Annotated in this window: 12 protein-coding genes and 1 pseudogene; 7 read left to right on the forward strand and 6 right to left on the reverse strand. The window is 59.8% G+C overall.

Annotated elements, in window-relative coordinates:
- Positions 1 to 16 precede the first annotated feature (16 nt).
- The 3 genes from LPQ25_RS11055 (at position 17) to LPQ25_RS11065 (ending at position 2,375) form a co-directional block, all read left to right on the forward strand.
- Entirely contained in the window at positions 17 to 781 is a 765-nt protein-coding gene (locus LPQ25_RS11055; protein WP_004151161.1) for an amino acid ABC transporter permease, read from the forward strand.
- Positions 768 to 1,490, forward strand: a complete 723-nt coding sequence (locus tag LPQ25_RS11060; RefSeq protein ID WP_002908374.1) for an amino acid ABC transporter ATP-binding protein — start codon at positions 768 to 770, stop codon at positions 1,488 to 1,490. Before LPQ25_RS11055 ends, LPQ25_RS11060 begins: the two co-directional genes overlap by 14 nt.
- Positions 1,491 to 1,787: 297 nt before the next feature.
- Positions 1,788 to 2,375 (forward strand): DUF1062 domain-containing protein, encoded by a 588-nt coding sequence (locus LPQ25_RS11065; protein WP_014907428.1) that lies wholly within the window; start codon positions 1,788 to 1,790, stop codon positions 2,373 to 2,375.
- Positions 2,376 to 2,503: 128 nt separating this feature from the next.
- On the opposite strand, the gene LPQ25_RS11070 is transcribed toward LPQ25_RS11065, so the two are convergent.
- The 4 genes from LPQ25_RS11070 to LPQ25_RS11085 all read right to left on the reverse strand — a co-directional run bounded on the left by LPQ25_RS11070 (position 2,504) and on the right by LPQ25_RS11085 (position 6,478).
- Entirely contained in the window at positions 2,504 to 2,896 is a 393-nt protein-coding gene (locus tag LPQ25_RS11070; protein WP_002908370.1) for a VOC family protein, read from the reverse strand.
- Between the two features lie 36 nt (positions 2,897 to 2,932).
- Positions 2,933 to 4,165: a multidrug efflux MFS transporter MdtM gene (locus LPQ25_RS11075; protein ID WP_014907429.1), complete on the reverse strand. Its 1,233-nt coding sequence runs from the start codon at positions 4,163 to 4,165 to the stop codon at positions 2,933 to 2,935.
- A gap of 562 nt (positions 4,166 to 4,727) precedes the next feature.
- The gene (locus LPQ25_RS11080; protein WP_014907430.1) at positions 4,728 to 5,162 is read right to left on the reverse strand and encodes a VOC family protein; all 435 of its coding nucleotides are present in this window, start codon (positions 5,160 to 5,162) and stop codon (positions 4,728 to 4,730) included.
- 116 nt (positions 5,163 to 5,278) lie between these two features.
- A complete protein-coding gene (locus LPQ25_RS11085; RefSeq protein WP_015874890.1) occupies positions 5,279 to 6,478 on the reverse strand; it encodes an MFS transporter in 1,200 nt (399 codons plus the stop codon).
- A gap of 295 nt (positions 6,479 to 6,773) precedes the next feature.
- On the opposite strand from LPQ25_RS11085, the gene LPQ25_RS11090 reads away from it, so the two are divergent.
- Positions 6,774 to 7,931 carry a M20 aminoacylase family protein gene (locus LPQ25_RS11090; RefSeq protein WP_014907431.1) on the forward strand — a complete coding sequence of 386 codons (1,158 nt, stop codon included), beginning with the start codon at positions 6,774 to 6,776 and terminating at the stop codon, positions 7,929 to 7,931.
- 42 nt (positions 7,932 to 7,973) lie between these two features.
- Here the strand turns inward: LPQ25_RS11090 and fdhF are convergent.
- Both fdhF and LPQ25_RS11100 read right to left on the reverse strand, forming a co-directional pair.
- Positions 7,974 to 10,123, reverse strand: a pseudogene (fdhF, locus tag LPQ25_RS11095) (formate dehydrogenase subunit alpha).
- 246 nt (positions 10,124 to 10,369) lie between these two features.
- Positions 10,370 to 11,449 carry a malate/lactate/ureidoglycolate dehydrogenase gene (locus LPQ25_RS11100; protein WP_014907433.1) on the reverse strand — a complete coding sequence of 360 codons (1,080 nt, stop codon included), beginning with the start codon at positions 11,447 to 11,449 and terminating at the stop codon, positions 10,370 to 10,372.
- A 302-nt stretch (positions 11,450 to 11,751) separates the two neighbouring features.
- Between LPQ25_RS11100 and LPQ25_RS11105 the strand changes: the two genes are divergently transcribed.
- The 3 genes from LPQ25_RS11105 (at position 11,752) to LPQ25_RS11115 (ending at position 15,746) form a co-directional block, all read left to right on the forward strand.
- Positions 11,752 to 12,840 carry an ABC transporter substrate-binding protein gene (locus LPQ25_RS11105; RefSeq protein ID WP_014907434.1) on the forward strand — a complete coding sequence of 363 codons (1,089 nt, stop codon included), beginning with the start codon at positions 11,752 to 11,754 and terminating at the stop codon, positions 12,838 to 12,840.
- Between the two features lie 73 nt (positions 12,841 to 12,913).
- Positions 12,914 to 14,683, forward strand: coding sequence for an ABC transporter permease (locus tag LPQ25_RS11110; protein ID WP_002908294.1), 1,770 nt, complete (start codon positions 12,914 to 12,916; stop codon positions 14,681 to 14,683).
- Entirely contained in the window at positions 14,676 to 15,746 is a 1,071-nt protein-coding gene (locus LPQ25_RS11115; protein ID WP_002908292.1) for an ABC transporter ATP-binding protein, read from the forward strand. The genes LPQ25_RS11110 and LPQ25_RS11115 overlap by 8 nt, the downstream gene beginning before the upstream one ends.
- Positions 15,747 to 16,210: the final 464 nt, after the last annotated feature.

Genomic DNA, 16,210 nt, shown 5'->3' on the forward strand with positions numbered 1-16,210 from the left:
TTTTTAGGGAAGGACTATGACGGGATTCCGTTGGGAGATCATCGAGGAGTACGGCCCGCTGTTTGTGGACGGCGCCCTGATGACGATTAAATGTACCATTATCTGCGTGATCCTCGGGACGCTGTGGGGGTTAACTCTCGGTCTCGGGCGGATGGCGAAGGCCGAGCACGGGCCGTGGAAATATATTCTCCGCTACCTGGTGCAGTTTCCGGTGCGCTTTTATGTCAGCGCCTTCCGCGGCACGCCGCTGTTCGTGCAGATTATGGTGGTGCACTTTGCGCTGGTGCCGCTGTTTATCAACCCGCGCGACGGCCTGCTGGTGACCAGCGGCCTGATGAGCGCCGACTTTGCCCGCGAACTGCGCGCCAGCTACGGGGCGTTCCTCTCCTGCATCGTGGCGATCACCCTTAACGCCGGAGCCTATGTGTCGGAGATTTTCCGCGCCGGCATCCAGTCGATCGACAAAGGGCAGATGGAGGCCTCCCGCGCGCTGGGCATGCCGTGGTGGAAAACCATGCGCAAGGTGATCCTGCCGCAGGCGTTTCGCCGCATTCTGCCGCCGTTGGGCAATAACGCCATCGCCATTGTCAAAGACTCGTCGCTGGCCTCGGCGATCGGCCTGGCCGATCTGGCCTATGCCGCGCGCACCGTCTCCGGCGCCTACGCCACCTACTGGGAACCCTACCTGACCATCTCTCTGGTCTACTGGGTGATCACCTTCCTGCTGGCGCAGCTGGTTAACCGTCTGGAAAAGAGGTTTGGCAAAAGTGATTCACATTAATAACTTACATAAGCGCTTCGGCGACAGCCACGTGCTGCGCGGCATCAGCTGCGATATTAAACCGCAGGAAGTGGTGTGCATCATCGGCCCATCCGGCTCGGGGAAAAGCACCTTCCTGCGCTGCATGAACGCCCTGGAGACGGTCAGCGAAGGCGAGGTGGTGGTTAACGGCTTTGCCGCCCACGACCGGACCACCGACCTCAACAAGATGCGCGAAAGCGTCGGCATGGTGTTCCAGCGCTTTAACCTGTTCCCGCACATGACGGTGCTGGAAAACCTGATCATGGCGCCGATGAATCTGCGCAATATGCCGCGCCAGCAGGCGGTCGACCTGGCGGAAGCCTTGCTGGCGAAGGTGGGCTTAAGCGATAAGCGCGACGCCTGGCCCTCGAGCCTGTCCGGCGGCCAGCAGCAGCGGGTAGCCATCGCCCGCGCGCTGGCGATGAAGCCGTCGATAATGCTGTTCGATGAGCCCACTTCGGCGCTGGATCCGGAGCTGGTGGGCGACGTGCTGGAGGTGATGAAAAACCTCGCCAGCGAGGGGATGACCATGGTGATCGTGACCCACGAAATGGGCTTTGCCCGCGAAGTGGCCGACCGGGTGATCTTCATCGACCAGGGCGTGATTCAGGAAGAGGGCAAGCCGGGGCAGATCTTTAGCGCGCCGAGCAACCCACGCACCGCCGCGTTCCTCAGCAAGGTGCTGTAAACCGGGCGGGCTGGCGCGATGCCAGCCCGCTGAGCATTCCGGGTGTATTGACGAAGCTTTTAATCATCCGCGCAAACATTGACAGGGCTCATATATCCGCGATAACCCCTTTGTTAATCTCAGGGTGTCGATTAGGACTTCTCCAGGAAAATAACGTTGGAAATCTTTTTTTAACCCACTGAAAAATAGCGATTAACTATTTTTCATACGCCAAAAATCATGGTCCGTTAATGACGGACTCGGTTTCGTATGGGTTAAAAAAGGTACGTTATGACAGTTACATGGACGGTCACGCCCGTGGGGTATCAGCACATTGCCAAACGCTGCCCCGCCTGCAATGTAAAACGCGACTTCGCGCCTTCCGGCGCCATCCGGGTGAATTCGCAAAAGAAGCTGCTGGATATCTGGAGCATCTATAAATGCACGCGCTGCGATTACACCTGGAATATCGTCCTGTTTTCCAGGCTGCACGTCAGCAAGATAAACCGTGAACTGCTTCAGCGCCTGCTGCAGAACGATGCAGCCATGGTTCACTATTATGCCGCTGACCTCGCGACGCTGAAGCGCAACCGCGCCGAGCCGTCGGGGCAACCTGATTTTCGTATTCACGAGCAATGGTCGGTTACGTTGATGGCATGTCAGCGGATAACGGTGCGCGTCAGAGTCAGTCAGCCATTTCGCATCAGCCTGCTATCAATACTGAAAAAACAGCTCAAGTTGAGTACGGCTGAAATCCGGTGGTTGGTCGCGACAGGGCATATCGAGGGTATTCCACTAAAACAGCTCAAGACGAAAAAGCTGATGGCGATGGAATATAGTTTTCAGCTGGCGGCGGAAACGCTGTATGCGCGACGCCGGATTACGTTAACCCTTCACGGTAGATAACCCGTCGGGAAGATAAGCCGCAGCGCTTGAGCTGCTGGCTTTTTTATTCCCTGGTGAATAAGGACGGCGAAGTTGGCCGTCCTGACTCCCTTATCTCCGTCTGCATAAGCCACCTCCGCTGCAGCCATTCAATCTGCAGACGCATAGTAAACAAACGCCAGCTTATTGCCGTCGGGATCGCGGACGTAGGCGCTGTGAAAACCGTCGCCATACTGCGGCCGGTGACCGGGCCCGCCTTCGTCACGTCCGCCGAGTTGCAGGGCGAGGGCATGCAGTTCCGCAATATGTGCGACGGAGCGGGCGTTAAGCGCCACCATCGTTCCATTACCCACCCCGGCAGGCTGCTGGTCAAAAGGAACACCCACGCACAGCCCGCAGGTGTGATTGCCGTTGAAGGTGCCCCAGGACGCCCCCTGTTCGTTACGGCCGGCTTTGACGTGCCCCAGCAGCGCCATTAACGGATCATAGAACTTGATGGCTCGTGGCAGATCGTTCGTTCCCAGCATAATGTATGAAAACATAGTGTTCTCCTGTTGCGGGCAAAAAGGCCTAAACCTTCAGGCTGGCTGAAGGAGATGTTGTTGACGGAGTTTTAACAAGCGCGAGACCAGCATGATGACGACGATTCCCGCTATCAGCGCCAGGCAGTGAAAGGCTATTCTGCCGCCAGCCTGGAAGTAAACCCAGCGCGCTACTTCCACCGAGGCCGCCATAAAACTGAGCGCCACAATGTTGATGGTGGCTGAAACCGTCCCTTTCGGCAGGGAGTGGGAAAAAAGCGCAAAACGGAATAATACGGGGAACAACAGGCCTGTTCCGAGGGCATAGAGACTTGTTCCTGAAACGGACCACCACCAGGTATGGGGCCATGCAATATTTCCCGCCAGTAATACCAACAACCCGGTCAGCTGTATCGGGATAGTGCGCCAGATAAAGCGGGGAGAGGTCGGTTCCTTGATAAAACGGGCCACGATGATGCTGGCAATAATAACGCCGCCAAAGACAGGCACCTGGGTCCAGGCATAGGCGCCGCGCGACATTCCGCCGTCATCGATCAGGATCACCGGAGAGAGTGCTACCCAGGTGATTATCGGCAGGTTACTGAATGACAACGCCAGCGCGCCCGTGAGCACCACCGGCTGTTTAAAGGCGCGGACAAACTCGGAAAATACCTCTCCCGGACGAAACCCCCGGCCCTGAGAGGTGACCGTTTCTGGCATGTTAAAAATCAGTAACGCCCAGGCCAGCAAGCTCATGGCGCCGATGATCGCAAACAATAACTTCCAGTGCAGGAAATTCATCAGGCCAGCGCCCGCCAGGGGCCCGATTACCGGCGCCAGCAAAACGATGGATGTCAGCGCCGCCATAATGCGGATAGACTCTTTTTCATCAAAAGCCTCCTGGATGGAGACATAACCGACTGTCGAAATGAAGCAGATACTGGTTCCCTGGATAAAACGGGCGATAAGATATTGATCAATCGACGTGACAAAGATCATGCTGAAGCAGGCCAAAGAAAAGATGATGGCTCCGGTCAGTAGTACGGGGCGGCGACCAATGCGGTCGGAGAGCGGCCCCAGCAGCCACTGTAATGCCAGCCCCCCGGCTAAATAGAGGCTGACAGAGGCCGGGGCTAACGCAACATCAGCCTCAAATTCCCGGATGATGTGGATAATACCCGGCTGAATGAGATCGGTAGTCAGATAAGCAGAAAAATCATAGATAACCATCGCCAGCGGAAATAACAAGATTCTGCTAAAACGGATGTACGGTCCCAACGCTAATTTCATACGCGAAGACTCCCTGGTCGGTGACGGTTTCCCTGGTATCGGGCCTGGTTGATGTGGATCCCTTGCGGCTGTCGTCACAGGCTGGCCGCGGAATGACAAACCGAAAGATAAAATTCGCCTGGCGACTGTCATTGGGTAAGGCAACGCAACGGCATGCAGAGGGAGTGATCGAGCATGGCAGAGGGATAACGCACCGGGTTAACTGGCTGGGGTGACGTTTCTTATGCGAGGGAGGGTCTCGCTGCCATCGCGTGGATGTGGAGCGTTTGTCCGCAGGGGACGAGAATGAATAAAGTCGCTTGCTCCTGAGGGGAAACATTCATACCGGGAAACCTTTGTCATCATCATGGGCAAAATAGGCGAACACTCGCCAGTGTCCGCATTCGATTTCAGCGCAGTGATAATCAGTCCGGCCAGTGATGGTCGGAAGTCTGATTATCAGATGATTAGGTTTTCCAGCATCGACGCCTCAGCTATGGGTATGAATTATTCATTAAGGAAATGATAACACCCACATTTATTATGGGAATTGCGCAGGTAAGGAAATGTGACTTTCGCCCGCTTACTGCGTGAAGCTGATCGCAACAGACCCGGCGCTGCGCTCAGCCTTGCCATGGTACACCGCCTCAATATTATTTCCCTGCGGATCCAGCACAAAAGCGGCATAGTAACCAGGATGATAGTGTCGTTCGCCAGGCGCGCCGTTATCACGTCCGCAATGGGTCAGCGCCGCATGGTAAAAAGCGTCGACCATGTCACGATCTCTGGCCTGGAATGCCAGGTGGTGGCGCCCAGTCAGTTTCCCGGCAGCCTCCGGGCTGCGGCGTGAGGCCACCACCAGTTCGTCGGCCAGCAAGTATTCATTGGCGGTGGTGATAACCGGGATCTCCAGCGCCGACAGTACGGCGGTATAGAAGTTTTTGCTTGCCTCAAAGTCTTCGACAACCAGCAGAATATGATCGATCAATCTGCCACGATGTAAGGTATTACTTTCCATGGGATTTCCTCTCGGCTGGGGGGCCGGCAATGGTTAACAGCAGTGAGCCAGCAAGAACAGGATACCCTCCGGTGAGGGCCATAAAAAAGGGCTGGCGCCAGGCCAGCCCGTGAGGACTACCGTGCGGACTCCGTCGCCTCGTCCATGTCATCTTCCTGCTCACTGGCAAGCAGGGTTTTCTCGTTTTTGCACAGACACTGAATCAACAGGAACAGTACGCCGCTGGCCACCAGGGTGACGATCAGGCCATCGTAACCGGTGATGCCGATCAGCATGCCGCTGACTACCGGCCCGGCAACGCTGCCGGCGGACCAGAAAAAGCCGAACAGGGCGTTAATCATAATCAGCTTCTGCCCATTGAAGGTTTTCCCCGCCCGCACCAGCGACAGGGTATAAAGTGCGCCCGCCGCGGCGCCCAGCAGCAGACAAATGGCCATCAGCTGAATGCGCGAGCCGAGCATCAGCGGCAGGGCCAGCAGCGACAGGCTGAAAACCACCGCGCAGCTCAGATGCACGCGGCGAATCCCGACCCGGTCGGCCAGCCAGCCGAGCGGGGTCTGGAACATCGCATCTCCGGTAAGCACCATGGTGACCAGCAGCACCGCCAGCCCTTCATTCAGCCCTTTGTCCATGCCGTACAGCGGCAGCAGGGCGAGGATGCTGGCGTCAAAGAAGGCGAAGCAGAAGACCCCGGAGGCCAGTACCGGCAGAAAGGCGCCGAGGCTGCGCCAGCTGGCGCGCTCCCCGAGGCTTTCACGAGTGCCGGTGGGCAGATGGCGCAGCATCAGCAGGCAGACGGCGGTGACCGCGACAATCGCTATCAGCGCTGAGGTCTGCCAGGCTGGGCCGACGGAGATCAGCAGCGGCCCGGCCAGCTGGCAGCCGGTAAAGGCCGAGGCGTAGAGACCGGTGAGGGTAGCGCGCTGGCTGCCCGCCGCGCCGCCGGTGATCCAGCTTTCGCCGAGTACGATAATGACCCCGGAGGCCAGGCCGGTCAGCAGGCGCGGCAGCAAAAGCAGCGTCATATCGGTAGTCATGCATGAGGCGATGGTCGCCAGCGCCAGCAGGATCAGACTGCCGCTCAGCAGCACGCCCATTTCAACGCGCCGGCACAGCGCAGGAGAGAGGAAAGAGGAGATCATCATGCCGGCGGGCGGCAGGGCGGCCAGCAGGCCGACGTACAGCGGCGCGATCTGCTGCTGCGCCAGCTCAAGACTGATTAACGGCACCGTATAGCCGGTGATAAATCCCACAAGCGACGCGGCCATGATCATCGCCAGCGTGGGGGCAAGACGATTCTGGTCTGGGTTAAACATTTTATTTCCGATGACGGAGAGGTCAGTAGTGGATCCTTCGGCAAATTGCCGTCCTGAGTTGCATAATAATTAATCGACTGGCCGTTGTCACCGTTGAAATCACTACCAAAAAAGGGCCGCAGGGCGGCAGGTGGGCTGTACGCCGCGCCGTCGCCGCATTTCGTGACGTTGTCAGCGTGGTAACGACAGGATATAACGGAGGGAGCGGCAGCGCCCCGACGCCGGTGAGCGACGGGGAAAAACGCGACGCATGACCGATTATTCAGCATTACGCTATGCAGGAAAGGAGTAATACATGGCCGTATCGCCGTCACTGATCGCCGAAGCCGTTGGCTGGCGACGTGAATTTCACGCCGCGCCTGAGCTCGGATATCAGGAACAGGAGACCTCGCGCCGCGTTGCGGAGCTGCTGGCCTCGTTTGGGCTGCAGGTGCACCGCGGGCTGGCTGGCACCGGCGTCGTGGCGACGCTGGAGAACGGCCCCGGGCCGGTTATCGGCCTGCGCGCCGATATGGACGCCCTGCCGATCACTGAGCTGGGGAGCGTCAGCTACCGTTCACGCCGTCCCGGGGTGATGCACGCCTGCGGCCACGATGGCCATACCGCGATGCTGCTGGCGGCCGCCTCCCATCTGGCGCAGACCCGCCATTTCAGCGGCACCGTCCACTTTGTCTTTCAGCCGGCGGAAGAGAACCTCGGCGGCGCGCGCAAAATGGTGGAGGAGGGGTTGTTTGAGCGCTTCCCGATGGACGCCATCTACGCGCTGCATAACTGGCCGGGGATCCCTCTTGGCGAAGTGGCGCTCAGCGATGGCGCGATGATGGCCTCGCTGGACGCCTTCGAGATCACCCTGCGCGGAAAGAGCTGTCATGCGGCGATGCCGGAGAGCGGGGCCGATCCGATCGTCGCGGCGGCGCAGCTGATAATGGCGCTGCAGACCATTCCTTCCCGCCGCTTGTCGCCGCAGGATTCCGCGGTGGTCAGCATCACCCAGATAAACGGCGGCGAGGCGATCAACGTCCTGCCAGACACCGTGGTGCTGCGCGGTACCTTCCGCTGCCTGAGCAATCGCGTTCGCGCCCGCGTGCGGGAGCTCATCGAAAGCTATGTGGCGACCCAGCCGCAGGTGTCCGATGTGCAGGGCGAGATTAGCTGGTTCCCGGGTTATCCGGTGACCAAAAACCATGCGCTGCAGGCGCAGCAGGTGCGCGAGGTGGCTGCCGCCACTCTCGGCGCGCAAGCGGTGCGCTGGAATCAGGCGCCGTCGATGGCCTCCGAAGATTTTGCCTGCATGCTGGAGGCCTGTCCGGGGGCCTATTTCTGGATAGGCACCGACGGCGAAACCCCGTCGAAGCCGCTGCATAACGCCAGCTATGACTTTAACGATGCGCTGATCGGCCCCGGCGTCGCCATGTGGGTGGGGCTGGTGGAGAAACAGCTGCCGGCGGCGTAACCCACCGGCAGCGGCAGAGGGAGCGCGCTGCGCTCCCTGAGGTCAGACGTCGGCAGCGGCTTTCAGTCGCGCTTTCATGTCGCTGTAGGCCGTCCAGGCATAGCGCTCCGCCCATTGCTGGTCGGCAATCGCTTCCACTTTCACCGCACAGTATTTGGTTTCCGGCGTTTTGGAGATCGGATCGAGGTTATCCTGGGTCAGCTCATTGCAGGCGCCCACCCACCACTGATAGGTCATATAGACCGCCCCCGGATTGATGCGATCGCTGAGGTCGGCGCGGGAGATCACCTTCCCGCGCCGGGAGCTGACCCACACCAGCTGTTTGTCGGCGATCCCCAGTCGTTGCGCATCCGCGGGATTCATCTGCACCCGTCCCGGCTCGTCGGCCAGCGACTGCAGCGCGGCGCAGTTGCCGGTCATCGAGCGGCAGGAATAATGCCCGACTTCCCGCACGGTGCAGAGCACCAGCGGCCACTCGTCATCCGGGCGCTCCGCCGGCGCGCGCCAGGCGGTGGCGAACAGCTGCCCTTTACCCGAGGGGGTGTCGAAGCGGTTGTCTTTATACAGCCACGGCGTGCCGGGATGATCGAGGGTCGGGCACGGCCACTGGACATGGCCCATATCGCCCATTTTCTCCCAGGTCACGCCGTAGAACAGCGGGCAGAGCTCGCGCATCTCGTCCCAGATCTGCTGGTTGTTCTCATAGTGCATCGGATAGCCCAATTCGCTGGCCAGCAGGCTAATGATCTCCCAGTCGCGCTTCACATTCCCCGCCGGAGGGATCGCCTGTTCAAACCGCTGGAACCCGCGGTCGGCGCAGGTGAAGACGCCGCCGTGCTCGCCCCAGGAGGTGGCCGGCAGCAGGACATCGGCCATTTCCGCTGTTTTGGTCATGAAGATGTCCTGCACGATGACAAAGTCCAGCGCCTCGATGCCTTTGCGCACCAGGCCGAGGTCGGCTTCGGTCTGCAGCGGATCTTCGCCCATGATGTAATAGGCTTTGATCTCGCCGGTCAGCGCTTTATGCGGCACCTCGGTGATGCGGGTGCCGACCTGGTCGTCCATCAGCGCCGGGTCGATGCCCCAGGCGGCGGCGAATTTCGCCCGCACGGCGGGGTCGGTGACCTCCTGATAGCCGGGGAACAGGTTCGGCAGCACGCCCATATCGCAGGCGCCCTGTACGTTGTTTTGCCCGCGGACCGGCCCCACGCCGACGTTGGGCCGTCCCAGGTTGCCGGTGAGCAGCGCCAGGCTTGCCAGGCCGCGCACCACGTCCACCGCCTGGCCAAACTGGGTGACCCCCATGCCCCACATAATGGTGGCGGATGGGGCGGCGGCGAACATGCGCATCGCCTCCCGGATTTCCCGCGCGCTGACCCCGACAATCCCTTCCACCGCTTCCGGGGCGTAATCCTTCACCGCCTCGCGGTAAGCATCCAGCCCTTCGGTATAGCGTTCGACATAGGTTTTGTTGTACAGCTCCTCCTCCAGCAGCACATAGCCGAAGGCATTTACCAGCGCCATGTTGCTGCCGTTGTTGAGCTGCAGATGACGATCGGCAATGCGCGCGGTTTCAATGCGCCGCGGATCGCAGACGATGATTTTGGCGCCGTTGTCCCGGGCCTTGATTACCCGGCGGGCGACGATGGGATGGGAGTCGGCGCAGTTGTAGCCAAAAATCAGCAGGCACTTCGAGTTTTCGATGTCGCTAATCGAGTTGCTCATCGCCCCGTTGCCCAGCGCCTGCTGTAGCCCGGCGACGGAGGGGCCGTGGCAGACGCGGGCGCAGCAGTCGACGTTATTGGTGTTCAGCACCGCGCGGGCGAACTTTTGCATCACATAGTTGGTTTCGTTGCCGGTGCCGCGCGAGGAGCCGGTGGTCATGATGGCGCGCGGGCCATGCTTCTCTTTGATCTCCCTGAGCTTGCTGGCGGTATAGCGAATCGCCTCCTGCCAGCTGACCGGCGTGAAGGCGCCGCCTTTCTGGTAGCGGATCATCGGTTGTTTAAGACGGGGCGTCAGGAGCTGCGTATCGTTAAGAAAATCCCAGCCGTAGTAGCCTTTCAGGCACAGCTGGTTCTGGTTGGTGACGCCGTCGGCGGCCTCCGCGCGAATGATTTTATTGTTGTCGACAACCAGTTTAAGTTTGCAACCCGCCCGCAGTAGGGGCACACGCTCGTGATTTTTTTCATCAGTAACAGACCTGTTAACAGTGAACTGAGGATCGCTGTCGCGCCGGGCCGACGGGCAACGATCGCGGTATCGCCTGGTGGTGATGCAGACGCAGGCCTGTTGCGCTATGCAGGTCTTGTGCCAGAATTTAAGTTATTGATCTGTATTGAAAAATGAAAAGAGATTGATGACGGGAGCATGACCTCGTCACTAATGACGATGACGCAGAGCGCCGACGTCAGACGCTCTGCGGGAGTAAAACGCGGCTAGGCGAGAGGGCGGCAGCGGTCGAAGTGCGATTCGCTCAGGCCGACGTCGCGCGCGGCGGCGCAGATAGCCTGCCAGCTGCCGGCATCCAGCGGGATCCCCTGCGCCAGCCGCGCTTCGCGGTTGGCGGCCTCCCATTCGCCGGGCGCCAGCACCGGGGCATCGGCATCGTGCGGCGACTGCTTACACCATGCGATAAAGGCCTCCGTCTGTGCCTGGCTGTCCGGGGCATCGAACGCGTCCGGGCGCAGGATCACCGTGGTCATGCAGTTAAAGATGGCGTCGACGCTGGTCTGCAGGCTCTCCTGATGGGTGGTTTGCCCGCCGGAGAGCGCGCCGCCGAGCACTTCGCACAGCGTCGCCAGGGCATAGCCTTTGTGCTGGGCGAAGGTGAGCAGGGCGCCCAGCGGCGAGGTCTGCATCACCGCCGGGTCGGTGGTGGGTCGACCCTCGGCGTCAATCAGGCAGCCGGGGGCCACGGCTTCGCCTTTATGCCAGGCGACGCGGGTTTTACCAAAGGCGATGGCGCTGGTGGCGTAGTCCAGCAGCAGCGGCGGATGGCCCGCGCGGGGAAACACCACGCACAGCGGGTTGGTGCCGAAGCGGCTGTCCTTCCCGCGGAACGGGGCGACCATCGGGTCGCCGATGACGCTGACGAAGTGAATGGAGATCAGCCCGGCGGCGGCGCACTGTTCGGCCCAGTAGCCGATGCGTCCGACGTGATGCGCATTGCGCAAGGCGATAGCCGCCATACCATGCTGCTTCGCCTTTTCAATGCCTAACTGCATCGCTTCGTGGGCGACCACCTGGCCGAAGCCGGCGTTGCCGTCGAGGGTGACCACGGCGCCGGCGTCTTTGGTCACCGTGACGTGGCGGTTGAGCTGCAGAAAACCACCGGCGTGGGATTTGACGTAGCTGGGGATCATCCCAACGCCGTGGGAGTCATGTCCGGCAAGATTGGCGGCGATCAGATGGTCCGCGACGAGGGTGGCTTCCCCTGGGGTACTGCCGAGATGGGTAAACAGTGAGACGACAAACTGATGCAGATCCGTCGCCAGAAAGCGGTGTCCTGTAGGCACTGATTCTCTCCTGTAGTCTGTTGTTATTTTGTTATGTTTGCCGTTTTATGCTGCGCCGCCCGGCGCAGAAGGTCAAGGGCGGCGTCTCCCGGCGACATGCCGCTGCGCCAGCGCCTGCGCATACGACAGACGATAAAAAACCGGGCCGGGATCGCGTTTTAATTAACGCCATAAACACCACATTTTTAAATTCTGCCAGTGTCACAAAAGCCAGAAAAAAGCCATCCCCGTCGTTGCAAGGGGAGCTGATACCACTATATGTTAAATTTGTGTTTATTAATTGATGATTAAAGGTTGGTATCATGTATAAGAAAATAAGTGGTTTAGTGGTTTCACTGACGGCCGTTTTCGCCTGTGCCGCCTGGGCGGAGGTGCCTGCGGGCTATCCCGCGGATTATCAAAAAACGATTGATGCCGCCGTAAAAGAGGGCAAGGTGGTGATCTATTCCACGACCGATACCAAAGCGGCCGGGCCGTTAATTAAGGGATTTGAAGCGCAATACCCGGGTGTAAAAGTCGAATATAACGACATGAACAGTACTGAGCTGTATAACCGCTATATCAGCGAACAGGCCGCCGGGGGCGGCAGCGGGGATGTGGTGTGGAGCTCATCGATGGATACGGCGCTGAAATTAGCCACCGAATACGCCGAACAATATGCCTCGCCGGAGGTGAAGCAATTACCCGACTGGGCGGTCTGGCAGCAGAAAGCCTATGGCACCACCTACGAGCCGGTGGTGTTTATCTATAACAAACGGCTGATCCCGCAGAATGAGGTTCCGGATTCGCATACCGCGCTGGCAAAACTTATCGCCAGCCAGGCCGATAAATTTAAAGGCAAAGTCACCACCTACGATATCGAAAAATCGGGCCTCGGCTTTATGCTGGCGGTACAGGACAGCCAGGCCGACGCGAACTATTTTGCCGACCTGGCGAATATCGCCAAAGGCGGCCTGACGGTGCAGTCATCCACCGGCACAATGATGGAGCGCGTCTCCTCCGGCGAAAACCTGATCGGCTATAACATTCTTGGCTCTTATGCCGAAGCGCGGGCGAAAAACGATCCCTCTTTAGGTATTGCTTATCCGAAAGATTACGTGCTGGTGCTCTCCCGCGTCTCGTTTATTAGCCAGGAGAGCGAACATCCCAATGCGGCGAAATTGTGGCTGGATTATGTCCTGTCGGAAAAAGGCCAGCAGATCCTCGCCAGCCAGGCGGATATTCCCTCTATTCGTCGCGATATTGCAGGTAAAAATGATATCGACGGCATGACCGCGCTGCTGGGCAAAGCGTTAAAACCGATCCCGGTCAACGAAACGCTGCTCGATTATTTACAGCCGAAAAAACGTCTGCAGTTTATTAAACAATGGCGCAGCGCCGCCGCGAAATAATCCTCCCATGGGGCATCGCCGATGCCCCTATTCACACCCGGCGGGTTTATTCACCTGACCGAAGGGATGAACCATGAACGTATTACGCAGAAAGTGGCAGGGGCTGCCGCGCGGCGTGGTGGTGTGCATCACGGCGCTGGTGATTTATGTCCCGCTGTTATTTATTGTGGTGCAGAGTTTTCTTTCGGCACCGTTCTTTTCCCGCTCCAAATCGTGGAGTCTGGAAGCCTTCGCCTTTATTTTTACCGACCCGGATTTTTATCTGGCATTAAGGTCAGGTTTTATTCTGGCCTTTGGCCTGGTGATTATCGCCATTCCGCTGGGCGGTATTTTGGCGTTTCTGATGGTGCGCACCGATTTACCCGGCCGGCGGATCATTGAGCCGCTGATCCTGGTGCCGATCTTCGTCTCGCCGATGGTGCTGGGCTTTGGCTACGTGGTGGCCGCCGGGCCGGTAGGCTTCTTTTCCCAGTGGGCGCAGCAGCTGATCGGCTTTGTGCCGTGGAATATCTACTCGATGTTCAGCATTGTGGTCATCGCCGGCTTAACTCACGTTCCGCATGCCTATCTCTATATCTCTTCGGCGCTGCGCAGCGTCGGCTCCGACGTGGAAGAGGCGGCGCGCACCGTCGGCGCCACGCCGCTGCAGGTGATGACCTCGGTGAGTCTGCCGATGGTGCGGCCATCCATTCTTTACGCCTGCGTGTTGCTCTTTTTCCTCGGTCTGGAAGTCTTCGGTCTGATGCTGGTGTTGGGCGACCCCGAGGGCAACATGGTGCTGGCGACCTATCTCTACAAGCTGACTAACAAGCTCGGCACCCCCTCCTACCATCTGATGGCGGCGGTGGCGGTGGTGCTGATCTGCATCACCATCCCGCTGGTGATGCTCCAGCGGCGGCTGATGCGCACCGCCAACCGCTTTGTCACCATGAAGGGCAAGGCGTCCCAGGCGCGGGCGCTGCCGCTGGGCAAATGGCGCTGGGTGGCCGGGGCGGTGGTGGTGGCCTGGCTGACGGTGACCATCGGCGTACCGCTGCTCGGCGTGGCGCTGCGCGCTTTTATCTCCAACTGGGGCGTCGGCGTGTCGCTGTGGGATGAGCTGTCGCTGGCGACGTTCCACAATATCTGGCAGCAGCCCAACCTGCTGCGGGCGATCGTCAACTCGATGGCTATCGGCATCATCGGCGGCGCGCTGGCGGTGATCTGCTATCTGTTTGTCGGCATCGCCATGCACCGCAAAGCGGATAACGTCACCCGCTTTCTCGACTACAGCGTGCTGGTCCCGCGCGCGGTACCGGGGCTGCTGGCCGGCCTGGCCTTCCTGTGGGTATTCCTGTTTGTACCGATGTGGCTCGATCAGTCGCTGAAGCACGGCTGGCTCTCGGCGCTGCCGGTGGCCGACTGGCTGCGGGAGCACCTTATTGTGCAGCTGCGCGCCCTGCGCAACACCATCTTCAGCGTCTGGCTGGCCTACACCGTGGTGTGGATGGCCTACGGCCTGCGGCTCATCTCCTCGACGCTGCTGCAGGTGGGCCCGGAGCTGGAGGAGGCGGCGCGTAGCACCGGCGCCTCGCGGGGGCAGATCACCCGCCACGTGACCGTTCCGCTGTCGCGCTATGGGCTGATTGGCTCCTGGCTGCTGATGTTCCTGATCTTTGAGCGCGAGTATTCCACCGGCGTCTATCTGCTGTCGCCGGGTACCGAAACCATCGGCTCGATGCTGGTGTCGCTGTGGGCGGCGGGGGCCATCGATATCGTCGCGGCGCTCTCCTTTATCAATATTCTGCTGGTGGTGATTGGCCTGGGTATCGCCCTGCGCTTTGGAGTGAAATTACATGATTGAGTTATCGGTAGAAAATCTGCATCTCACCTATGGCGACAACCCGGTGTTGAAGGGGGTGTCCATGACGCTCGGCCGGGGGGAGGTAGTATCGCTGCTGGGGCCTTCGGGAAGCGGGAAAACCACGCTGCTGCGGGCGGTGGCTGGGCTGGAAAAACCGACGAGCGGACGGATCGCCATCGGCAACCGCACGGTGTACGACGGCACGCCGCGCAGCGAGATCCCGGCCGAAGAGCGTAACCTCGGCCTGGTGTTCCAGTCCTATGCCCTGTGGCCGCACAAAACGGTGTTCGACAATGTGGCCTATCCGCTGAAGCTGCGTAAAGTGGCCGCCGGGGAGATAAAAGAGCGGGTGCAGCGTGTGCTGGATCAGCTGGGGCTGGGGCACCTTGGCAACCGCCATCCGCACCAGCTCTCCGGTGGCCAGCAGCAGCGGGTGGCCATCGGTCGGGCGCTGGTTTACAACCCGCCGGTGATCCTGCTGGATGAACCGCTCTCCAACCTTGACGCCAAGCTGCGCGAAGAGGCGCGGGTGTTTCTGCGCGAGCTGATCATTAAGCTGGGCCTCTCGGCGCTGATGGTCACCCACGATCAGAATGAAGCAATGGCCATCTCCGATCGTATTCTGCTGCTGAACAATGGCGTCATTGAGCAACAGGGGACGCCGCAGGAGATGTACGGCAGCCCGGCGACGCTGTTCGCCGCTGAGTTTATGGGCAGCAATAACCGCCTGCACGGCAAAGTGATGGCGCTGGAGAACGGCAGGGCGCGGATCGAAGGCGCCAGCTGGAGCCTGTGGGGGCGAGCGGGCGAGGGGGTTAGCGTTGGCGAGCCGGCGACGGCGGTGATCCGCGTCGAGCGCCTGCGACTCGACGGCGCAGCGCAGGATAACAGCCTCCAGCTACCGCTGCTGACCAGCATGTACCTCGGCGACCGCTGGGAGTACCTGTTCCGTACCGAAGGCGACGACTTTCCGCTGCGCGCCTACGGAACGGCGCTGCGCGATGCCGAACACTGCCATCTGACGCTCCCGGCGGAGGATGTGTGGATTTTTCCGCAGCGGTAACTTCGCGAAGCCACGGAAGGCAAGCGCCAGGATGACGCGCTACGTTCTGGGGATGACAAAAGCGTTTTACCCCCGGCTGCGGGCCGGGCAGGCCAGTAGGGTAGACCGGTCCAGGTCAGCAGCAAATCGACGGTGGTTATATGGTGACATACTTTTTCGTTTGATGAATGTTGATGCTGATGCGGAAACCCTGCGGAGTGCAATTGTTGTAAATCTGGCGTTTTAATACGCCGCTAAACACAATATGCTGGTGTCTTCCCCACACACGTGGGGGTGTTTCTATGGGTTGCAGTGTAAGAGCGGCAAACGAAGCGTCTTCCCCACACACGTGGGGGTGTTTCCGGCTCTTTTTTATCTCCTTCATCCTTCGCTATGTCTTCCCCACACGCGTGGGGGTGTTTCTGATCGGCGTGCCGTTTGTTGGACCCGAAATAGGTCTTCCCCACACGCGTGGGGGTGTTTCC

The organism is Klebsiella sp. KPN54798 (genome assembly GCF_021184225.1).
Lineage (GTDB): Bacteria > Pseudomonadota > Gammaproteobacteria > Enterobacterales > Enterobacteriaceae > Klebsiella > Klebsiella pneumoniae.